Origin of the sequence: Streptomyces sp. Inha503 (assembly GCF_047215865.1) — a bacterium.
GTDB lineage: Bacteria > Actinomycetota > Actinomycetes > Streptomycetales > Streptomycetaceae > Streptomyces > Streptomyces lycopersici.
This window is the reverse complement of sequence record NZ_CP178360.1, coordinates 5,483,019-5,502,047: the sequence shown is the minus strand read 5'-3', so window position 1 is coordinate 5,502,047 and position 19,029 is coordinate 5,483,019. Positions and strand designations below refer to the sequence as shown.

The 19,029-nt window shown below is 71.0% G+C and carries 17 protein-coding genes; 14 read left to right on the top strand and 3 right to left on the bottom strand.

All coding sequences use genetic code 11. The annotated features are described in order from the left end of the window. The first annotated feature begins 157 nt into the window (after positions 1-157). The 4 genes from hutU (at position 158) to hutI (ending at position 5,809) form a co-directional block, all read left to right on the top strand. On the top strand, positions 158-1,819 hold the full coding sequence (gene hutU / locus ACJX2R_RS22560; protein ID WP_413101601.1) for a urocanate hydratase: 1,662 nt from the start codon (positions 158-160) through the stop codon (positions 1,817-1,819). 131 nt (positions 1,820-1,950) lie between these two features. Then, on the top strand, positions 1,951-3,138 hold the full coding sequence (locus ACJX2R_RS22555; protein WP_413105929.1) for an allantoate amidohydrolase: 1,188 nt from the start codon (positions 1,951-1,953) through the stop codon (positions 3,136-3,138). After that, positions 3,129-4,574, top strand: coding sequence for a formimidoylglutamate deiminase (locus tag ACJX2R_RS22550; protein WP_413101600.1), 1,446 nt, complete (start codon positions 3,129-3,131; stop codon positions 4,572-4,574). Before ACJX2R_RS22555 ends, ACJX2R_RS22550 begins: the two co-directional genes overlap by 10 nt. A gap of 35 nt (positions 4,575-4,609) precedes the next feature. Then, complete coding sequence (gene hutI, locus ACJX2R_RS22545; protein ID WP_413101599.1) at positions 4,610-5,809, top strand: imidazolonepropionase; 1,200 nt, start codon at positions 4,610-4,612, stop codon at positions 5,807-5,809. Positions 5,810-5,894: 85 nt separating this feature from the next. On the opposite strand, the gene ACJX2R_RS22540 is transcribed toward hutI, so the two are convergent. Further along, positions 5,895-6,842, bottom strand: coding sequence for an RNA polymerase sigma factor SigF (locus tag ACJX2R_RS22540; RefSeq protein WP_413101598.1), 948 nt, complete (start codon positions 6,840-6,842; stop codon positions 5,895-5,897). A 253-nt stretch (positions 6,843-7,095) separates the two neighbouring features. Between ACJX2R_RS22540 and ACJX2R_RS22535 the strand changes: the two genes are divergently transcribed. The 6 genes from ACJX2R_RS22535 (at position 7,096) to ACJX2R_RS22510 (ending at position 12,665) form a co-directional block, all read left to right on the top strand. Continuing rightward, entirely contained in the window at positions 7,096-7,464 is a 369-nt protein-coding gene (locus tag ACJX2R_RS22535; RefSeq protein WP_020870782.1) for an STAS domain-containing protein, read from the top strand. Positions 7,465-7,647: 183 nt separating this feature from the next. Then, positions 7,648-8,193, top strand: a complete 546-nt coding sequence (locus ACJX2R_RS22530; RefSeq protein WP_413101597.1) for an ATP-binding protein — start codon at positions 7,648-7,650, stop codon at positions 8,191-8,193. Positions 8,194-8,364: 171 nt separating this feature from the next. After that, positions 8,365-9,126, top strand: coding sequence for an LPXTG cell wall anchor domain-containing protein (locus ACJX2R_RS22525; protein ID WP_413101596.1), 762 nt, complete (start codon positions 8,365-8,367; stop codon positions 9,124-9,126). Between the two features lie 26 nt (positions 9,127-9,152). Beyond that, positions 9,153-10,169 carry a hypothetical protein gene (locus ACJX2R_RS22520; RefSeq protein WP_413101595.1) on the top strand — a complete coding sequence of 339 codons (1,017 nt, stop codon included), beginning with the start codon at positions 9,153-9,155 and terminating at the stop codon, positions 10,167-10,169. Next, a complete protein-coding gene (locus ACJX2R_RS22515; RefSeq protein ID WP_413101594.1) occupies positions 10,166-11,233 on the top strand; it encodes a hypothetical protein in 1,068 nt (355 codons plus the stop codon). Before ACJX2R_RS22520 ends, ACJX2R_RS22515 begins: the two co-directional genes overlap by 4 nt. Position 11,234: 1 nt before the next feature. Next, entirely contained in the window at positions 11,235-12,665 is a 1,431-nt protein-coding gene (locus ACJX2R_RS22510; protein WP_413101593.1) for a hypothetical protein, read from the top strand. 100 nt (positions 12,666-12,765) lie between these two features. On the opposite strand, the gene ACJX2R_RS22505 is transcribed toward ACJX2R_RS22510, so the two are convergent. After that, positions 12,766-14,292 carry a peptide MFS transporter gene (locus ACJX2R_RS22505; protein ID WP_413101592.1) on the bottom strand — a complete coding sequence of 509 codons (1,527 nt, stop codon included), beginning with the start codon at positions 14,290-14,292 and terminating at the stop codon, positions 12,766-12,768. Between the two features lie 328 nt (positions 14,293-14,620). On the opposite strand from ACJX2R_RS22505, the gene ACJX2R_RS22500 reads away from it, so the two are divergent. Together ACJX2R_RS22500 and ACJX2R_RS22495 are read left to right on the top strand one after the other, a co-directional pair. Next, positions 14,621-15,301, top strand: coding sequence for a response regulator transcription factor (locus tag ACJX2R_RS22500; protein WP_020870789.1), 681 nt, complete (start codon positions 14,621-14,623; stop codon positions 15,299-15,301). A 22-nt stretch (positions 15,302-15,323) separates the two neighbouring features. Further along, positions 15,324-16,571 (top strand): ATP-binding protein, encoded by a 1,248-nt coding sequence (locus ACJX2R_RS22495; protein WP_413101591.1) that lies wholly within the window; start codon positions 15,324-15,326, stop codon positions 16,569-16,571. 69 nt (positions 16,572-16,640) lie between these two features. On the opposite strand, the gene ACJX2R_RS22490 is transcribed toward ACJX2R_RS22495, so the two are convergent. Next, positions 16,641-17,168 carry a GtrA family protein gene (locus tag ACJX2R_RS22490; protein ID WP_262698960.1) on the bottom strand — a complete coding sequence of 176 codons (528 nt, stop codon included), beginning with the start codon at positions 17,166-17,168 and terminating at the stop codon, positions 16,641-16,643. A gap of 162 nt (positions 17,169-17,330) precedes the next feature. On the opposite strand from ACJX2R_RS22490, the gene ACJX2R_RS22485 reads away from it, so the two are divergent. Then, a complete protein-coding gene (locus ACJX2R_RS22485) occupies positions 17,331-18,470 on the top strand; it encodes a 5-(carboxyamino)imidazole ribonucleotide synthase (protein WP_413101590.1) in 1,140 nt (379 codons plus the stop codon). Continuing rightward, the gene (gene purE, locus ACJX2R_RS22480; RefSeq protein ID WP_413101589.1) at positions 18,467-18,991 is read left to right on the top strand and encodes a 5-(carboxyamino)imidazole ribonucleotide mutase; all 525 of its coding nucleotides are present in this window, start codon (positions 18,467-18,469) and stop codon (positions 18,989-18,991) included. Before ACJX2R_RS22485 ends, purE begins: the two co-directional genes overlap by 4 nt. Positions 18,992-19,029: the final 38 nt, after the last annotated feature.

The window sequence follows — 19,029 nt, the reverse complement described above, 5'->3', positions numbered from 1 at the left end:
CCAGCGCGGGGAACCCGCGCCGCTGAACCACCTGGAGGTATGCGGAGCCCCGCGGTATTGACTAGTCATATTCATCGGCATCAAGATGTGAATAACTCGATCCAGTCGATGCGGTCGACGCAGTCGAACCAGTTGATGGCACAGGGAGGCTTGGCCCATGACAGGACCGCGACCCGTACGGGCGCCGCGTGGTGCAGAGCTCAGCGCCCGGGGGTGGCAGCAGGAAGCCGCCCTGCGGATGTTGCAGAACAACCTCGATCCGGAGGTCGCCGAGCACCCCGACAAGCTCGTCGTCTACGGCGGCACCGGTAAGGCGGCCCGCGACTGGCGTTCGTTCGACGCCATGGTCCGCACCCTGCGCACGCTGAAGCAGGACGAGACGATGCTGGTCCAGTCGGGCCGCCCCGTGGGCGTCATGCAGACCCACGAGTGGGCGCCGCGGGTGCTGATCGCCAACTCCAACCTGGTCGGCGACTGGGCCAACTGGGAGGAGTTCCGCCGCCTGGAGGCGCTGGGTCTGACCATGTACGGCCAGATGACCGCGGGCTCCTGGATCTACATCGGCACCCAGGGCATCCTCCAGGGCACGTATGAGACCTTCGCCGCGGTCGCCGCGAAGAAGTTCGGCGGCACCCTGGCCGGGACGATCACCCTCACCGCCGGTCTCGGCGGCATGGGCGGCGCCCAGCCGCTGGCGGTCACGATGAACGACGGCGTCGCCATCTGTATCGACTGCGACCCGCGCGCCATCGAGCGCCGTATCGACCACCGCTACCTGGACGTCCGCGCCGACAGCCTGGACCACGCGCTCCAGCTCGCGACCGAGGCCCGGGACGCCCGGCGCCCCCTGTCGATCGGCGTGCTGGGGAACGCGGCCGAGCTGGTTCCGCAGCTCCTCGCGATGAACGCCCCGATCGACATCGTCACCGACCAGACCAGCGCCCACGACCCGCTGTCGTACCTGCCGGTCGGCGTGGACTTCGACGAGATGGCCTCGTACGCCGCCGAGAAGCCCGCCGACTTCACCCAGCGGGCGCGCGAGTCGATGGCCAAGCATGTGGAGGCCATGGTCGGCTTCATGGACGCGGGCGCCGAGGTCTTCGACTACGGCAACTCCATCCGCGGCGAGGCCAAGCTGGCGGGGTTCGAGCGCGCCTTCGCCTTCCCCGGCTTCGTCCCCGCGTACATCCGGCCGCTCTTCTGCGAGGGCAAGGGCCCGTTCCGCTGGGCTGCCCTGTCCGGCGACCCGAAGGACATCGCGGCCACGGACAAGGCGATCCTGGAGCTCTTCCCGGAGAACGAGTCGCTGGCCCGCTGGATCAAGATGGCGGAGGAGCGGGTCCACTTCCAGGGGCTGCCCGCCCGGATCTGCTGGCTCGGCTACGGCGAGCGCGACAAGGCGGGCGAGCGCTTCAACGAGATGGTCGCCGACGGCACCCTCGCGGCGCCGCTGGCGATCGGCCGCGACCACCTCGACTGCGGCTCGGTGGCCTCCCCGTACCGCGAGACCGAGGCCATGCTGGACGGCTCGGACGCGATCGCCGACTGGCCGCTGCTCAATGCCATGGTCAACGTCGCCTCGGGCGCCTCCTGGGTCTCCATCCACCACGGCGGCGGCGTCGGCATGGGCCGCTCGATCCACGCGGGCCAGGTCACGGTCGCCGACGGCACGGCGCTCGCGGGCGAGAAGATCCGCCGCGTCCTGACGAACGACCCCGGCATGGGCGTCATCCGCCACGTGGACGCGGGCTACGACCGAGCGGACGAAGTAGCGCAGGAACGAGACGTCCGGATCCCCATGAGGGAGACGGATAAGTGACCGTTGTGGGCAATCGTTCCGCGGGGCGGAACGGGTGGGCACAACCCACCCACCGACCCGCACCCGCGCACGAAACGGAGGCTGAGACGGCCGTGGGCGCACCCCCCACCACCAGCGCGTCGTTCCACGAGATGTGGCGCGACCTAGCGCCGGTCGGCCGCAACACAACAACAAACGGCTACCGCCGCTACGCCTGGACAGACGCGGACGCCGACTGCCGAACGTGGTTCAAGGAGCAAGCCCAGAACCGCGGCCTCACCTACGAAGTGGACCGCAACGGCAACCAATGGGCCTGGCTCGGCGACCCGGAAGCCGGAGACGCCATCGTCACCGGCTCCCACCTGGACTCCGTCCCCGACGGCGGCGCCTTCGACGGCCCGCTGGGCGTCGTCTCCTCCTTCGCCGCCCTCGACGAACTACGAGCACGGGGCGCCCACCCCACCAAACCGCTCGCCATCGTCAACTTCGGCGACGAGGAGGGCGCCCGCTTCGGCCTGGCCTGCGTCGGCTCCCGGCTCACGGCGGGGCAGCTCACCCGGGACCAGGCGTACGCCCTGCGCGACGCGGACGGGCTGAGCCTCCCCCAGGCGATGGAGCGCGCCGGTTACGACCCGGACGCCATCGGCCCCGACCCGGAGCGGCTGGCCCGCATTGGCGCGTTCGTCGAGCTCCACATCGAGCAGGGGCGCGCCCTCGCCGACACTGACGACCCCGTGGGCGTCGCCTCCGCGATCTGGCCGCACGGCCGCTGGCGGTTCGACTTCCACGGCGAGGCCAACCACGCCGGGACGACCCGGATCGAGGACCGCCGCGATCCGATGCTCACCTACGCCAACACCGTCCTCGCCGCCCGTAAGAAGGCGAAGCTCGCCGGGGCGCTGGCGACCTTCGGCAAGGTCAGCGTCGAGCCCAACGGGGTCAACGCGATCGCGAGCCTGGTCCGCGGCTGGCTGGACTCGCGCGCGGCCGACGAGGAGACCCTGGCCGCCGTGGTCGGCGAGATCGAGCGCGCCGCGGTCGAGCGGGGACAGCGGGACGGGGTGGACGTCCGGGTCACCCGGGAATCCTTCACCCCGGTCGTGGAGTTCGCCCACGACCTGCGTGACCAGCTCTCCGGGCTGCTCGGCGGCGTCCCGATCCTCCCCACCGGGGCCGGGCACGACGCCGGCATTTTGTCCGCGTCGGTTCCGACAGCCATGCTGTTTGTAAGGAACCCCACCGGCGTCTCGCATTCACCCGCGGAGACGGCGGGCGAGGACGATTGCCTCGCCGGTGTGGCCGCGCTCGCGGAGGTACTGGAGGGCCTGGCGTGTCACTGACGGCGCAGACGTACTGGGCGGAGCACGCCTGGGTGGACGGAAGCGTGCGGTCGGACGTGGTGATCGTGGCCGCGGCCAATGGGCGGATCACGGCGGTGGTGCCCGGGAGTCCGCGGCCACCCGCCGGGTCGGTCACCCTCCGTGGTCTGACGCTCCCCGGCCTGGCCAACGCCCACAGCCACGCCTTCCACCGGGCCCTGCGCGGTGTCGTCCAGGCGGACGGCCGGGCGAACGCCACGGCGGACGGCGAAACGGGAGGCGAGACCGGAGACGAGGCGAACGGCCAGGCGGACCAGCAGCGCGGGGGCGGCGCGCCGGACTCCTTCTGGACCTGGCGCGAGGTGATGTACGGCGTCGCCGACCGGCTGACCCCGGACAGCTACTTCGAGCTGGCCCGAGCCGTCTACGCCGAGATGGCCATGGCCGGGATCACCTGCGTCGGGGAGTTCCACTACCTCCACCACGCACCCGGCGGCGCCCGCTACGGCAACCCCAACGCGATGGGGGAGGCCCTGATCGCGGCAGCGGCCGAGGCCGGTATCCGGATCACCCTGCTCGACACCTGCTATCTCTCCTCCGGTTTCGGGGCCGAGCCCAACGAGCACCAGCTGCGCTTCTCCGACGGCACCGCCGAAGCCTGGGCCGAGCGGGTCTCCGGGCTGAAGGGCGACGGCAACACCCGCATCGGCGCGGCGATCCACTCGGTGCGGGCCGTCCCCGTCGACCAGCTGGCCACCGTGTCCGGCTGGGCCGACGAGCGTACGGCGCCGCTGCACGTCCACCTCTCCGAGCAGACGGCGGAGAACGACGCCTGTGTGGAGGCACACGGCTTCACCCCCACCCGGCTGCTCGCCGACCACGGGGTGCTGGGCCCGCGGACCACCGCCGTGCACGCCACCCATCTCACCCCGGGCGACATCCGGCTGCTCGGCCACGCCGCCACCGGTGTCTGTATGTGTCCGACCACCGAGCGTGACCTCGCCGACGGGATCGGCCCGGCCGTTGAGCTCCAGAGCGCGGGCTCACCGCTCTCGCTGGGCAGCGACAGCCATGCCGTGATCGACATCCTGGAGGAGGCTCGCGCCATGGAGCTGGACGAGCGGCTGCGCACCCGCGCCCGGGGCCACTGGACCGCGGCCCAGCTGCTGCGGGCCGCCACCGCGGACGGTCATGCGGCGCTCGGCTGGGGCGCGGAGGCGGGCCGGATCGAGGTGGGGGCGCTCGCCGACCTCACCACGATCGCGCTGGACTCGGTGCGCACCGCGGGGCCGCCGCCCCGGCTGGGCGCGGAGACCGCCGTATTCGCGGCGACCAGCGCGGATGTCCGGCACACCGTGGTCGGCGGCCGCCATGTCGTACGGGACGGCGCCCATCAGCTCGTCCCGCGTGTGCCGCAAGCGCTGGCCGAGGCCATCGAAGCCCTGCACGGACCGTGACCCGGCCGCTGCCGGCACCGCCGCCGGCACGGCCGATGAAGGAGAGCACTCCCACGATGACGACCGCGACGCCCACGACGGCCATCACCGACATCGCCACTCTGGTCACCAATGACCCCTCCCTCGGTGAAGGCCCCCTCGGTCTGATCCGGGACGCGGCCGTCGTCATCGACGGCGACCGCATCGCCTGGGTCGGTGAGTCCAGCAAAGCACCCGCCACCGACAACCGGGTCGACGCCGGTGGCCGGGCCGCCATTCCGGGCTTTGTGGACTCCCACTCCCATCTGGTCTTCGCGGGCGACCGGACCGAGGAGTTCAACGCCCGGATGTCCGGCCGCCCCTACAGCGCGGGCGGTATCCGCACCACCGTGGCCGCCACCCGCGCGGCCTCGAACAACGTGCTGCACGCCAACGTCGGCCGCTATGTGGCCGAGGCGCGCCGCCAGGGCACCACGACCGTCGAGATCAAGTCCGGTTACGGGCTGACCTCGCACGACGAGGCCCGCGCCCTGACCATCGCCGGTGCCCACACCGACGAGGTGACCTTCCTCGGGGCGCATATCGTCGCCCCCGAGTTCGCCGACGACCCGGCCGGGTACGTGGACCTGGTCACCGGCCCGATGCTGGACGCCTGCGCCCCGCACGCCCGCTGGATCGATGTCTTCTGCGAGCAGGGAGCCTTTGACGGCGACCAGGCCCGCGCCGTCCTGACCGCGGGCAAGGAGCGCGGGCTGATCCCGCGGGTCCACGCCAACCAGCTCTCCTACGGCCCCGGGGTGCGGCTCGCGGTCGAGCTGGGCGCGGCCTCGGCCGACCACTGCACCCATCTGACCGAGGAGGACGTCGACGCGCTGGCCCAGGGCGAGACGGTGGCCACCCTGCTCCCCGGGGCGGAGTTCTCCACCCGCTCGACCTATCCGGACGCGCGCCGGCTGCTCGACGCGGGCGTCACGGTCGCCCTGTCCCCGGACTGCAACCCGGGCTCGTCCTTCACCAGCTCCATGCCGTTCTGCGTCGCCCTGGCCGTACGGGAGATGGGGATGACGCCGGACGAGGCGGTGTGGGCCGCGACGGCCGGTGGGGCGCGGGCCCTGCGCCGTACCGACGTGGGCCGGGTGAGTCCGGGCGCCCGCGCCGATCTGGCGCTGCTGGACGCCCCGTCCCATGTGCACCTCGCCTACCGCCCCGGCGTGCCCCTGGTCTCGGCGGTGTGGCACGAGGGCACCCTGATCTGACGGCACGGCAGCGCACGGCGGAGACACGGATAAGGGCCCGTCCCGGGGTGATCCGGGGGCGGGCCCTTATCCGTCTGCGGAGGCGTCACTCCTCGATCATCAGACCCTTGCGGAGCCGACGGAGGGTGCGCGACAGCAGCCGCGAGACATGCATCTGGGAGATGCCCAGCTCCTCACCGATCTCAGACTGCGTCATATTGGCCACGAAGCGCAGGGAGAGGATCTTCCGGTCGCGGGCGGGCAACTCGGCGATCAGCGGCTTCAAGGACTCGACGTACTCGATGCCTTCGAGCCCGTGGTCCTCGTATCCGATCCGGTCCGCCAGCGCGCCCTCGGAGTCGTCCTCCTCCGGCTGGGCGTCCAGCGAGCTCGCGGTGTACGCGTTGCTCGCGGCCATGCCCTCGACGACCTCGGCCGGGCTGATGTCCAGCCGCTGGGCCAGCTCGCCGACGGTGGGGGCGCGGTCGAGCCTCTGGGCCAGCTCGTCGCCGGCCTTGGCCAGGTCGAGGCGGAGCTCCTGGAGGCGCCGCGGCACGCGCACCGACCAGCTGGTGTCGCGGAAGAAGCGCTTGATCTCACCGACGATCGTCGGCATCGCGAAGGTCGGGAACTCCACGCCCCGGCCGGGCTCGAAGCGGTCGATGGCCTTGATCAGGCCGATGGTGCCGACCTGGACGATGTCCTCCATCGGCTCGCTGCGGGAGCGGAACCGGGAGGCGGCGAACTTGACCAGCGCCAAGTTGAGCTCGACCAGGGTGTTACGCACATAGGCGTACTCGTGGGTGCCTTCCTCCAGCACCTCGAGACGTTCGAAAAGGGTCTTCGACAGAGCCCTCGCGTCTACCGGTGCTACCGTGTCATAAGGAGGTATTTCCGGCAGATCGGACAATTCCGGCAGTTCATCAAAGAGGTGGCCAACGGTCGCCGGGGCGTCAACGTCGGGGGTGAACTGCTCGGGCAGGGGGGCCGACGAAACGGCGGTCCGAGCACTCCCCGAGGGTTCGGTGCGCGTGTCGTCGAGGCGGGGTGACATAGTCTCCTCCATCGTTCTTCGGCATATGGCTGCCGGTGCCATAACGTGCTGCTCCGGTGAGCGGCGCCTCCAAAGCCGGGCCGTAAGCGGGTGTGACCCTCTACGCCTACCTGCATCGGCCACCAAGTGGCAAGTCCACGTTGTCCATATTTGCCGAACTATGCGAAATGTTCGGCTACCAGAGCGGCGGGTAGAAGGCGTAGGGTTCGATGCGCGCAATCGAAAGCAACGAGACGCCAGAAGAGGTGCGCAGATGGACCGCGGGATGGTCGGCAGCGCCAGTAAGGGCCGACTTCAGGTCGAGGTTCGGCACCACGGGGCGAGTGCGGTCGTCACGCCGGCGGGTGAGCTGGACCACCACACCGCCGAGGTGCTGCGCGAGCCGCTTGAGAAATGCGTGGAGGGGGGACGTGTCCGGCTGGTGGTGGACTGCTCGAAGCTGGAGTTCTGCGACTCCACCGGGCTCAATGTCCTCCTCGGCGCGCGACTCAAGGCCGAGGCCGCGGGCGGCGGTGTTCACCTGGCCGGGATGTTGCCGATCGTTGCCCGGGTGTTCGAGATCACGGGCGCGGATGCCGTCTTTACCGTGCATGAGTCGCTTGATGCCGCTCTTGTCGAGTGACATACCTCACTCCTGTTTCCGGCGTGTCATCGATGGGTCATCGATGCGTTGCCCGCGTCACATCGATGGTGCGGAAGTAGTGGGTGTTCTCACGCTATGGCCGGGCAGGAGACAGGCTGAAACTGTTGAAGAGATCAGGTATCCCTTGTCCCTGAATCGGTGAATCGGTGAGGTGAAGCGCTGATGAGCACCACGCGGCCGTACCCGCCGGGCGACCGCGGCCCGGACCCGGACGGCCCCGCCGCTTCGGCCTCCCCACCGGCCCCTCCGACCGCCGGCGCCCCTCCGGCCGCCGGCGCCCCTCCGGCCGCCGGTCCGACCCGCCAGGTCCGCCGACTCCATCTGATCGGTGCCAGCGGGGCCGTGCCGCGCGCCCGCGACTTCACCCGCCAGGCGCTGCGCGACTGGGGGTGGCTTCCGGCCGTGACCGCCGACCACCGGGCCGCCGCCGAGGATGTGCTGCTCGTCGTCTCCGAGCTGGTCACCAACGCCTGTCTGCACGCCGACGGCCCCGAGGAGCTGCGCGTCAGCTGCAACGCCAAAGTGCTCCGGCTCGAGGTCGTGGACCTCGGCACCGGTACGCCCGCGCCGCGCACCCCGCACCGCGCCGGGCGGCCCGGCGGCCACGGCATGTTCATCGTCCAGCGGCTGTGCCTGGACTGGGGGGTCGTGCGGAACGTGGAGGGGACCGGCAAGACGGTCTGGGCCGAACTCGCCGCGCCGGGCTGAAGAGCACGGCTCCGGCGCCACGATCCCGCCTTCACTCACCCCCTTACCCCGCCCACGCCGATCCGGCGTGCTCTTTGTCTTCCCTTGACAAGGTCCCCGGCGTACCGTCAGCGCCCAATCTGATGTGCCGTCAGTTACATCCGGCTGCGGCGCTTGACGAGAGGGGATCTCATGGTGTCCCACAACCAACGCCGTCCGGCCGGCCGTGGCGGCGCCCTCACGCTCGCGGCGGCCCTGGCCGGCTCCGTGGTACTGCTCACCGCCCCGGCCGCGCACGCCGAAACCGTGGACGTCGACTACAAGTGCAAGACGCCGATCGGCGACAAGAGCGCCGTATCGCCCATCGACATCAAGTCCGTCGCGAGCGGCGGCTCCTACAAGCTCACGATGTCCTTCCAGAAGGGCGTCTCCTCCAGCCCCGTCGAGCTCGGCAAGGGCGCCATGCACCCCAGCGCGCTCATCAAACTGGGCGGAGCGGAGAGCGGCACGGTATCGGTGTCGGGCCCCACCAACGACAAGGCCATCCCCGCCAACACCCCGATCAAGATCAGTGACCTGTCGGGCACCTACACCCCCAAGAAGAGCGGAAAGGTCACCTTCACCGCCTCCACCCTCACCATCAAGGCGCTGGGCACGACCACGACCTGCACCCCCGGCAACAACCCCAAGCCCTCGCTGACGCTGGACGTCAAGGCCGCGGGCGGCGGCGGAGACTCCGGCTCCACCGGCGGCTCCGGCAGTACGGGCGGTACGAGCACGGGCGGAACGGGTGGCAGCAGCACGGGCGGGACGGGCGGCTCCGGCAACGGCCAGCTGCCGCAGACCGGACCGACGGACTCCGCCGTCGCGCTCGGCACCCTCGGCGGCACGGTGCTGCTCGCCGGAGTGGCCGGGGCGCTCTGGCTGACCCGCCGTCAGCGTCCCACCCCCTGACGCGCGCGGCAGCCGAGGAGCCGCCGATGCCGTCTCGTATCCGTACAGCGGTCCATGCCGTCATCCGCCCGGCCGTGCGGACAGCCATCCGCCCGGCCGTACGCGGGGCCGTGCGGGCGGCCGTAGGTCCGGCCGTGCGCCGAGCCGTCCGCGCCTGTGCCCCGGTCCTGCTCGCCGCGTCCCTGGTGAGCCCCGTGCCGTGGGCCTCCCCGGCGGCCTCCGCCGGGCCCGACTGGTCGGCGGCCCCCGCCGCCGGGGGCGGCGGCGCACCGGGCGCGGGCGACCGGCCGTACGTCTACCTCGAAGGCGGGCCCGGCGCCGTCCTCGAGGACAAGCTCTCGGTCACCAACCGGAGCGAGCACCCCCGCACCGTCCGGCTGCGCGGCGGCGACGGCGCCCGGATAGCGCTCGCCGAGCGGCGGGTGACGGTGCCGCCCCGCACCCGTGCCGACATCCCCTTCACCGTCACCGTCCCCTCCGACGCGGTGCCCGGTGAGCGCCCCGGCGCGGTCATGGTCTCCTCCGGCGGCCGGGAGATCGCGGTCCGGCTGCGGCTGCGGATCAGCGGCGCGAGGCTGTCCGCCCTCTCCGTCGAGGACGTGACGGTCCAGGACCACGGCGGCGGGGCGGCCATCCGCTACGCCCTGGTCAACCGCGGCAACACCGTGCTCACCCCACGGCTGGCCGTACGCGCCGACGGGCTCTTCGGCCAGGTGCTGCGTCGCGGCCCCCGCACCCTGCCGGTCGAACTGCCGCCGGGCAAACGGGTCAGGCTCACCGAGAGCTGGCCGGACCCGCCCGCCCTCGACTCGGTGGACGTCACGCTCACCGTCACCGCGGGCGGGGGCGCGCACGCCACCGCGACCGCCGGTTACACGGCCGTCCCCTGGTGGCTGCTCGCGCCGGTGGCGACCGCCTTGGCGGGCGCCGGGGGAGGCGTCTGGCTGCTGCGCAGACGACGCCGACGCCGCACACCGCGATCGCAGCCGCAGCCGGAACCGCAGCCGCAACCGCAGCGCACAGGGGCAGGAGCGACCACGTGAACGCACGCCGACACCCAGTCACCCCGACCCGGCCCTCCGCCGTACTCACCGTGCTCGCCCTGGTTCTCCTCACCCTCGGCGCGCCCCTTACGGGCGGCGCCGCGGCGGCCGAGGGCCCGGCCGCGAAGGTCTCCAAGGCCGAGGCGGGCACGGGCGGTACGGTCACCGTGACCGGCACCCGCTGGCGGCCGCGTGCCCTGCTCACCCTGCTCATCTGCGGGCAGAACATGATCGGCGGCACCAACTCGTGCGCCAACGGCGACGGCCGGGCGGTCACCGTCGGCAAGGACGGCACCTTCACCAAGAAGCTGCCGGTGTCCGAGCCGCCCAAACCCTGCCCCTGTGTCATCCATATAGCGACCGTCACCGGCGAAGCCGCCGCCGCGGACGTGGCGTTCAAGGTGGCCGGGCACCCGGTCGCGCCACTGCCGAAGGAGCGGACCGGAGGCGAGCGGCTGAGCGTGCTCTCGGCCCGGCTCGACGGCTCCAGCGGGCTGCTGACCTGGTTCGGCGCACCGCCCAGGCGAAAGCTCGTGGTCACCGTCGGCAATCTCGGCTCGACCCCGGCCCGCGACCCGGTCTTCGACGTGGGCAGCTCGCACGGCGTCTTCGCCCCCTCCTGGGAGGAGCAGCGCTGGCGGGGGACCATCCAGCCGGGGAAGAAGGCGCAGGTCAAGCTCGACGTCGAACTGTCCGCCGGGGCCCATGGCGACTATCTGGTCTCACTGCGCTACGGCCACAAGCTGCTCGTCGAACAGCCGTGGGCGGTGGGACGGCCGTGGGGCGTCACGCTCTTCTGGGTCCTGCTGTGCGTGGTGGTCTCGGCGACGGTGTTCCGGATCGGCATGGCCGTCGTGGACAAGGTACGGCCCCGTACGGCCCGGACCGCGCCACCACCGCCCCCGTTCCCGCCCTCGACGCCGCCGTCCGGACCGGCCGCGGCGGACGGCGCACCGCCGGCGCTGCCCTGGTTCACCCCGGACACCGCGCCGGAGGCCCGGCCGCACCACCAGATTTCCGCACCGACCGAGGAGATCCGACCGACCCCGAAAGGAACCACGTGAGATGCGACCAAGAGTGAGTGCGGCGGCCGTCGCGCTGCTGCTCGGCGGTGCGGGCGTGCTGCTCGGCGCGGGCAGCGCGGAGGGCGCCGAGGTCTCGTACCAGACCGAGTGCTTACCGCCCCCCATCTCCGGTCTGCCCCCGGTGGAGGGCACCACGACCGTGGCCGTGACGGCGCCGGAGACGGCCAAGGTCGGGGACGAGGTCGAGGTGGTGTGGAAGACGGTGCAGGCCGCCTCCAAGAACCCGCCCATCCTCGACCTGGAGGCCAACACCGTGCTGCCGACCGGCACCGTCACGGTGGGCGGCGCCCAGACCGGCGAACTGGCCATGGAGGGGCCGCGGGAGAACCCGGCGATCCCCAAGGGCGGAGACATGAAGCTCTCCGACATGAAGGGGAAGCTGAAGCTCACCAAGGCGGGAGAGGTGACGCTGACGCCCGGCGGCTACAACATCAACGTCAGCAAGCCGCTGCCCACGGACACCAAGTGCTCGGCGAAGGAGGACGTCAAGGCCGCCGCGACCATCAAGGTGACGGACGGCGGCAGCGGTCCGGGCGGCACGACGAGCGGCACCACGAGCGGCACGACGAGTGGCACCACGAGCGGGACGACCAGCGGTACCACGAGCGGCACCACCAGTGGTACGACGAGCGGGACGACCAGCGGCACCACAAGTGGCACCACGGGTGGGACGACCAGCGGGACGACCAGCGGGACGACCAGCGGCACCTCCGGTGGCGGGGACGGCGGTGGTGATTCGTACACCGGTAAGGAGGTTCAGGTCGCCTACGCCTGCAAGACCCCCATCGGCGACAAGAACGCGACCTCCCCGGTGCAGATCAACGCCACCAAGAGCGGCGGGAACTTCGAGCTGACCGTGAAGTTCGGCAAGTCCGTGATGGACAGCCCGGCCGACATCCCCGCCGATTCGGTCAAGCCGTCGATGGCCGTCAAGGTCGGCGGTGCGGACAAGGGCACCGTGGCCGTGGCGGGGCCGACCAACAAGGAGCCCATCAAGTCCGGCGATCCGATCGAGATCCCCGACCTCACCGGCACCTACAAGCCGGGTGCGAGCGGCAAGTCGACGCTCACCCCCGGCGTGCTGACGGTCAAGGCGCTCGGTACGACCACCACCTGCACCCCGTCCAAGGACCCGGGCGCCTCGCTGGAACTGGACACCACCGGCCAGCCCGGCGGCACCACCGGCGGTGACTCGACCGGCGGCGGCAGCGGCTCCGGGGGCGGCACCTCCGGCGGTGGCGGTTCGGGCAGCAGCGGCGGTTCGGCCACCAGTGGCGGGCTCGCCGACACCGGTGCCAGTGACCACGGCGGGCTGAAGGCGCTCGCCCTGATCGCCGGTACCACCGTGCTGCTAGGTGGCGCCATCTTCACCCTCACCCCGTGGCGCAAGCTGCGCGGCACCACCCGCTGAACACCGGCCCACAGGGAATGGCGAAGGGCCCGGCGCGGATCTCCCCGCGCCGGGCCCCTCGTGACCCCCGTAAGGACGTCATTGGACGTCCCTACGGACGTCAGTGGACGTCGGCCATCAGCGCCACGACCTTCCGCCGGTACATGAAGACCGCGAAGCCCGCGAGCGCCGCCATCGTCGCCTCCAGCGCGATCACCCCGACCCCGCTCAGGTCGACCCCGGCGATGGACAGCAGCCCCGTAACGCAGTCGCCCGCGGTCACGGCCAGGAACCACACGCCCATCATCTGGCTGGCGTACTTCGCCGGTGCCATCTTGGTGGTCACCGACAGGCCCACCGGCGACAGGCACAGCTCACCCATCGTCTGGATCATGTAGATCGACACCAGCCACAGCGGGCTGACCTTGGTCCCGTCCCCGGCCATCCCCATCGGCACGACGAAGACGAAGAACGAGGCACCGACCAGGACCAGGGCCATCGCGAACTTCAGCGTGGTGTTCGGCTCCCGGTCACGCCGCGCCAGCCACAGCCACAGCCAGGCGAAGACCGGCGCCAGCGCCATGATCATCAGCGGGTTGACGGACTGGAACCACGAGGACGGGAAGTGCAGCCCGAAGATCGTGTCCGCGGTCTTGGAGTCGGCGAAGGCCGACATCGTCGAACCGCCCTGGTCGTAGATCATCCAGAACACGGCGGCGGCCACGAAGAACCAGATGTAGCCGCTCACCTTGGTCTGCTCGACCGCCGAGAGCTCCCGGTCGCGCTTGATCCGGATCAGCACCCCGGTCGGGATGATCAGGCCGAGGATGGTGATCGGGATCAGCACCCAGTTGAGGGTCCAGCTGCCGCTGAGCACCACGCCGGTGTAGAAGACCGCGGCCACGATCAGCCAGATCATCGCCTTGCGCAGCCAGGAGCGGCGCTCCTCGTCCGCCAGCGGGGTCGGCACGACGCTGCTCTCCGCGCTCAGGTGGCGGGTGCCGATCAGGAACTGGACCAGGCCCAGCGCCATGCCGAGGGCGGCGAGCGCGAAGCCCAGGTGCCAGTTGTACGACTGGCCGACGGTGCCGATCACCAGGGGAGCGGCGAACGCACCGAGGTTGATGCCGATGTAGAAGATGGTGAAGCCGCCGTCCCGGCGCGGGTCCTGCGGACCGTCGTAGAGCTGGCCCACCATCGTCGAGATATTGGCCTTGATCAGACCGGAGCCGAGCGCCACCAGGCCGAGGCCGGCGAAGAAGGTCGCCTGGCCGGGGACGGAGAGCGCCAGATGCCCGGCCATGACGACGCCGGACGCGATCACCACCGTCTTGCGCGGACCCCAGACCCGGTCGCCGAACCAGCCGCCCGGCATGGCCAGCAGATAGACCATGGCCAGGTACACCGAGTAGATGGCCACCGCGTTGCCCTCGGTCATCCCGAGTCCGCCGCCCTGCCCGCCGTCCTTGGCGTCGGGGCCACCGGAGATCAGATAGACCACGAGGAGGGCCCGCATGCCGTAGAAGCTGAATCTCTCCCACATCTCGATCATGAAGAGAGTGGCCAGGCCGCGGGGGTGGCCGAAGAAGGTTTTGCCGCCGGCAGGGGTCCCCTGCGCGGTGGCGCCCTTCGTCAGGCTGGACGCCATGGTGGTTTCCTTTTGTGTGCTCAGGGAGCGCTGCCAGGCGGGGCCAGCGCCCTGTGGGGGGATGGCTGAGCGACTGAGCGGCCGGGCGCGGCCGGGCCGGTTGTGCCGACCCCGTCCCGCTCCGGACATGACAGAGACCTTTGGGTGCGTCGTCGCCACCAAAGGTCCCGGAGGAGTGCTACAGACGTTGTTTCACCATACGACACGTTCTTGACACCTTTGGGGACGGTGAGAGATAGCTCACGGGCGGGGTGTGCAACCGTCCGTGCTCCGTCCGTCGCGCCGTACGCGCCCCGTGCTCCGACCTCAGCGGACTACCATCACCCCCATGACCCGAGTACTGCTCGCCGAGGATGACGCATCCATCTCGGAGCCGCTCGCCCGCGCCCTGCGCCGCGAGGGGTACGAGGTCGAGGTGCGTGAGGACGGACCCACCGCGCTCGACGCCGGTCTGCAAGGAGGCGTCGACCTGATCGTCCTCGACCTCGGCCTGCCCGGGATGGACGGGCTCGAGGTCTGTCGTCGGCTCCGTACGGAGGGCCATGGCTTTCCGGTGCTGGTGCTCACGGCCCGCGCGGACGAGGTGGACACGGTGGTCGGCCTGGACGCCGGTGCCGACGACTACGTGACCAAGCCGTTCCGGCTCGCCGAGCTGCTCGCCCGGGTCCGGGCGCTGCTGCGGCGCGGCGCCGTCGAGACGCAGCAACAGCAGCCGGCCACCCACGGGGTGCGGATCGACGTCGAGTCGCACCGCGCCTGGATGGGCGACGAGGAGCTTCAGCTGACCGCCAAGGAGTTCGATCTGCTGCGGGTCCTGGTGCGGGACGCCGGGCGGGTGGTCACCCGCGATCAGCTGATGCGCGAGGTGTGGGACACCACCTGGTGGTCCTCCACCAAGACCCTCGACATGCACATCTCCTGGCTGCGCAAGAAGCTCGGTGACGATGCGGCCAACCCCCGCTATATCGCCACCGTCCGCGGCGTCGGCTTCAGATTCGAGAAAAGCTGACCAGAGCTGACACGGTAGGGCAATGCGCCGTCGCTTGATCAACTCCACCCTGGCCGTGGTGCTCGTCGTCATCGCGGTCTTCGGCCTGTCGCTGGTCATCGTCGAGACGCGGACCATCGAGAACAGCGCCCAGGAGAGCGTGAGCTCCGACGCCGTGCGCCTGGTCAGCATCGTCGACAGCAGACTGCTGGGCGGCGAGGGGGTCACCCCCAGAGTGCTGCGCGAGCAGATCGAGCCCGGCCGCTACGCCGTGATCAGGATGCCCGACCACCGCACGGTGGAGATCGGCAAGCGCCCCACGGGCAGCGTCATCTCCGCCAAGGAGCCGGGGGAGCAGGGCGAGGTGGTCCGGGTCGAGGCGTCCCGCTCCACGGTGAGCCGCGAGATCGGCCGCACCATGCTGATCATCCTCGCCGTGGCGCTGCTCGCCGTGCTCGCCGCGGTGGCCCTCGCCGTACGCCAGGCGCACCGGCTCTCCGCCCCGCTCACCGATCTCGCGGAGACCGCCGAGCGGCTGGGCTCCGGGGACCCCAGGCCGCGCCACCGGCGCTATGGGGTGCCGGAGCTGGACCGGGTCGCCGATGTCCTGGACGCGAGCGCCGAGCGCATCGCCCGGATGCTCACCGCCGAGCGGCGGCTGGCCGCCGACGCCTCCCATCAGCTCCGTACGCCGCTGACCGCGCTGTCGATGCGGCTGGAGGAGATCACGCTCACCGACGACCCGGAGACGGTCAAGGAGGAGGCGACGATCGCACTGGGCCAGGTGGAGCGGCTCACCGATGTCGTCCAGCGGCTGCTGACCAATTCGCGCGATCCGCGCAGCGGCTCCGCGGTCGCCTTCGACCTGGACGAGGTCGTCAAGCAGCAGATCGAGGAGTGGCGCCCGGCCTCGCGCAGCGAGGGCCGCGCCATCGTGCGCTCGGGCAAGAAGGGGCTGCGCGCGGTGGGCACCCCGGGCGCGGTCGCGCAGGTGCTGGCCACGCTGATCGAGAACTCGCTGATGCACGGTGACGGTACGGTCGCGCTGCGTACGCGCGTCACCGGCAACCAGGCCGTGGTGGAGGTCTCCGACGAGGGGCCCGGGGTGTCGCCGGACCTGGGGGCGCGGGTCTTCGAGCGGACGGTCAGCGGACGCAACTCCACGGGTCTTGGGCTCGCCGTGGCGCGGGACCTGGCGGAGGCGGACGGCGGACGGCTGGAGCTGCTCCAGCAGCATCCGCCGGTGTTCGCGCTCTTCCTCAGCCGGGAGGCCGAGGACCCCCCGCCCTAACTGGAGCTCCGCCCCAGACCCCGGGGCCTGGGGCGGAGCCCCCTGCCACGCGGTGGAGCCGCCGAGCGCTTACTTGCGGACCGGCTGCTTCCGGGTGGCCTGGGCGGGCGGCGCCTCGGACAGGAAGGCCTCCGCGCGCTCGACGGCCTCCCGCGCGGGCAGCGTCCGGAACACCCAGGTCCGGTAGGACCAGAAGCGGAAGAGGGTGCCCAGGCCGATACCGAGGAACTTGAACACATTGCTCTGGAGTGAGCTGTCCCACCCGAAGCCATATGTGGCGGTGTAGAGCACACCGTTCTCGATGATCAGGCCGATGGCGCTGAACAGCAGAAAGAGGCTGAGCTCCTTGGTGCGGCCCTGCTTGTCGCGGTCCCGGTAGGTGAAGTACCGGTATCCCAGGTAGTTGAAGCAGGTGGCGACCACCGTGGCCACGATGCTGGCCCGCACCACGGGGAGTTCGGTGACCCCGCGCACCAGGTTGAACACCGCGAGATTGACGAAGACGCCGGCACCGCCGACCACCCCGAACTTCGCGATCTCGCGGGCCAGTTGCCCCATCCGGGCACGCAGCCCACCGAGTGTGCTCCGTTCACTCATGGTGATCGTTCAGCCCCGTCCCGTCGGCGTCATCAATCCCCCCATGCTAACCAGCGGCCGCGCCCCGCGCCCTTCAGGCCGCGAGGCTGGGCCCGGCGGAATATGTGGAGGTTCCTCCAACGCAGGTCAGGGCCGGTCGAAGGGGGAAGTTACCCTGGGAGGGTGACATTCCCGGTAGTCGGCATGGTCGGCGGCGGCCAGCTCGCCCGTATGACCCATGAGGCGGGCATCCCCCTCGGTATCAGGTTCAAGCTGCTCAGTGACACCCCCCAGGACTCGGCGGCCCAGGTGGTCAGCGATGTCGTCATCGGCGACTACCGCGACCTGGACACCCTTCGTGCTTTCGCACAGGGCTGTGATGTGGTCACCTTCGACCACGAGCATGTCCCGGCCGAGCATCTGCGCGCCCTGGAAGCGGACGGCGTGGTCATCCGCCCCGGAGTCGAGGCGCTGCTGCACGCCCAGGACAAGGGTGTGATGCGCGAGCGGCTGCGTACGGTCGGTGTGCCGTGCCCCCGCCACCGCGTCGTGGCCGACCCCGAGGACGTGGCGCGATTCGCGGAGGAGGGCGACGGATACCCGGTCGTCCTCAAGACCGTGCGCGGCGGCTATGACGGCAAGGGCGTCTGGGTCGTCCGCGGCCCGGCGGACGCGGCCGAGCCGTTCCGCGCGGGCGTGCCCGTCCTCGCCGAGGAGATGGTCGACTTCACCCGCGAGCTCGCCGCCAATGTCGTACGGTCCCCGCACGGCCAGGCCGTCTCCTACCCCGTCGTGGAGTCGATCCAGGTGAACGGGGTCTGCGACACCGTGATAGCCCCCGCCCCCGACCTCTCCGAGGAGCTGTCGGGCCAGGCGCAGGAGATGGCGCTGAAGATCGCCGCCGAGCTCGGGGTGGTCGGCCATCTCGCGGTCGAGCTCTTCGAGACCCGCGACGGCCGGCTGCTGGTCAACGAGCTGGCCATGCGCCCCCACAACTCCGGCCACTGGACCCAGGACGGCGCCGTCACCTCCCAGTTCGCCAACCACGTACGCGCCGTGCTCGACCTCCCGCTGGGCGACCCGCGCCCGCGCGCGCGGTGGACGGTGATGACCAATGTGCTCGGCGGCGACTACCCCGATATGTACGCGGCGTATCTGCACTGCATGGCGCGCGACCCGGCGCTCAAGATCCATATGTACGGCAAGGACGTGAAGCCGGGGCGCAAGGTCGGCCACGTCAACACCTACGGTGACGACCTGGCCGACGTCCGCGAGCGCGGCCGCCACGCCGCCGACTACCTCCGAGGGACCATCACCGAATGAGCGCTCCTGTGATCGGCATCGTCATGGGCTCCGACTCCGACTGGCCCGTCATGGAGGAAGCGGCCAAGGCCCTCGCCGAGTTCGAGGTCCCGTACGAGGTGGATGTCGTCTCGGCACACCGCATGCCCCGCGAGATGGTCGCCTACGGCGAGAACGCGGCGGACCGCGGCCTCAAGGCGATCATCGCCGGCGCGGGCGGCGCCGCCCACCTCCCGGGCATGCTCGCGTCCGTCACCCCGCTGCCGGTCATCGGGGTGCCCGTCCCGCTGAAGTACCTCGACGGCATGGACTCCCTGCTGTCGATCGTCCAGATGCCCGCGGGGGTCCCGGTGGCCACGGTCTCCGTGGGCGGCGCCCGCAACGCGGGGCTGCTCGCCGCCCGGATCCTGGCCGCGCACGACGCCGGACTCCAGTCCCGGATGCGCGAGTTCCAGGACGAACTCAACGCCCAGGCCACGGAGAAGGGCAAGCGCCTGCGCGCGAAGGTGGACGGCGCGGGTTCGTTCGGCTTCGGCCACTGAGTTCTTTAAAGCCCCTCCGGGGTGACTCCAGCCCCTCC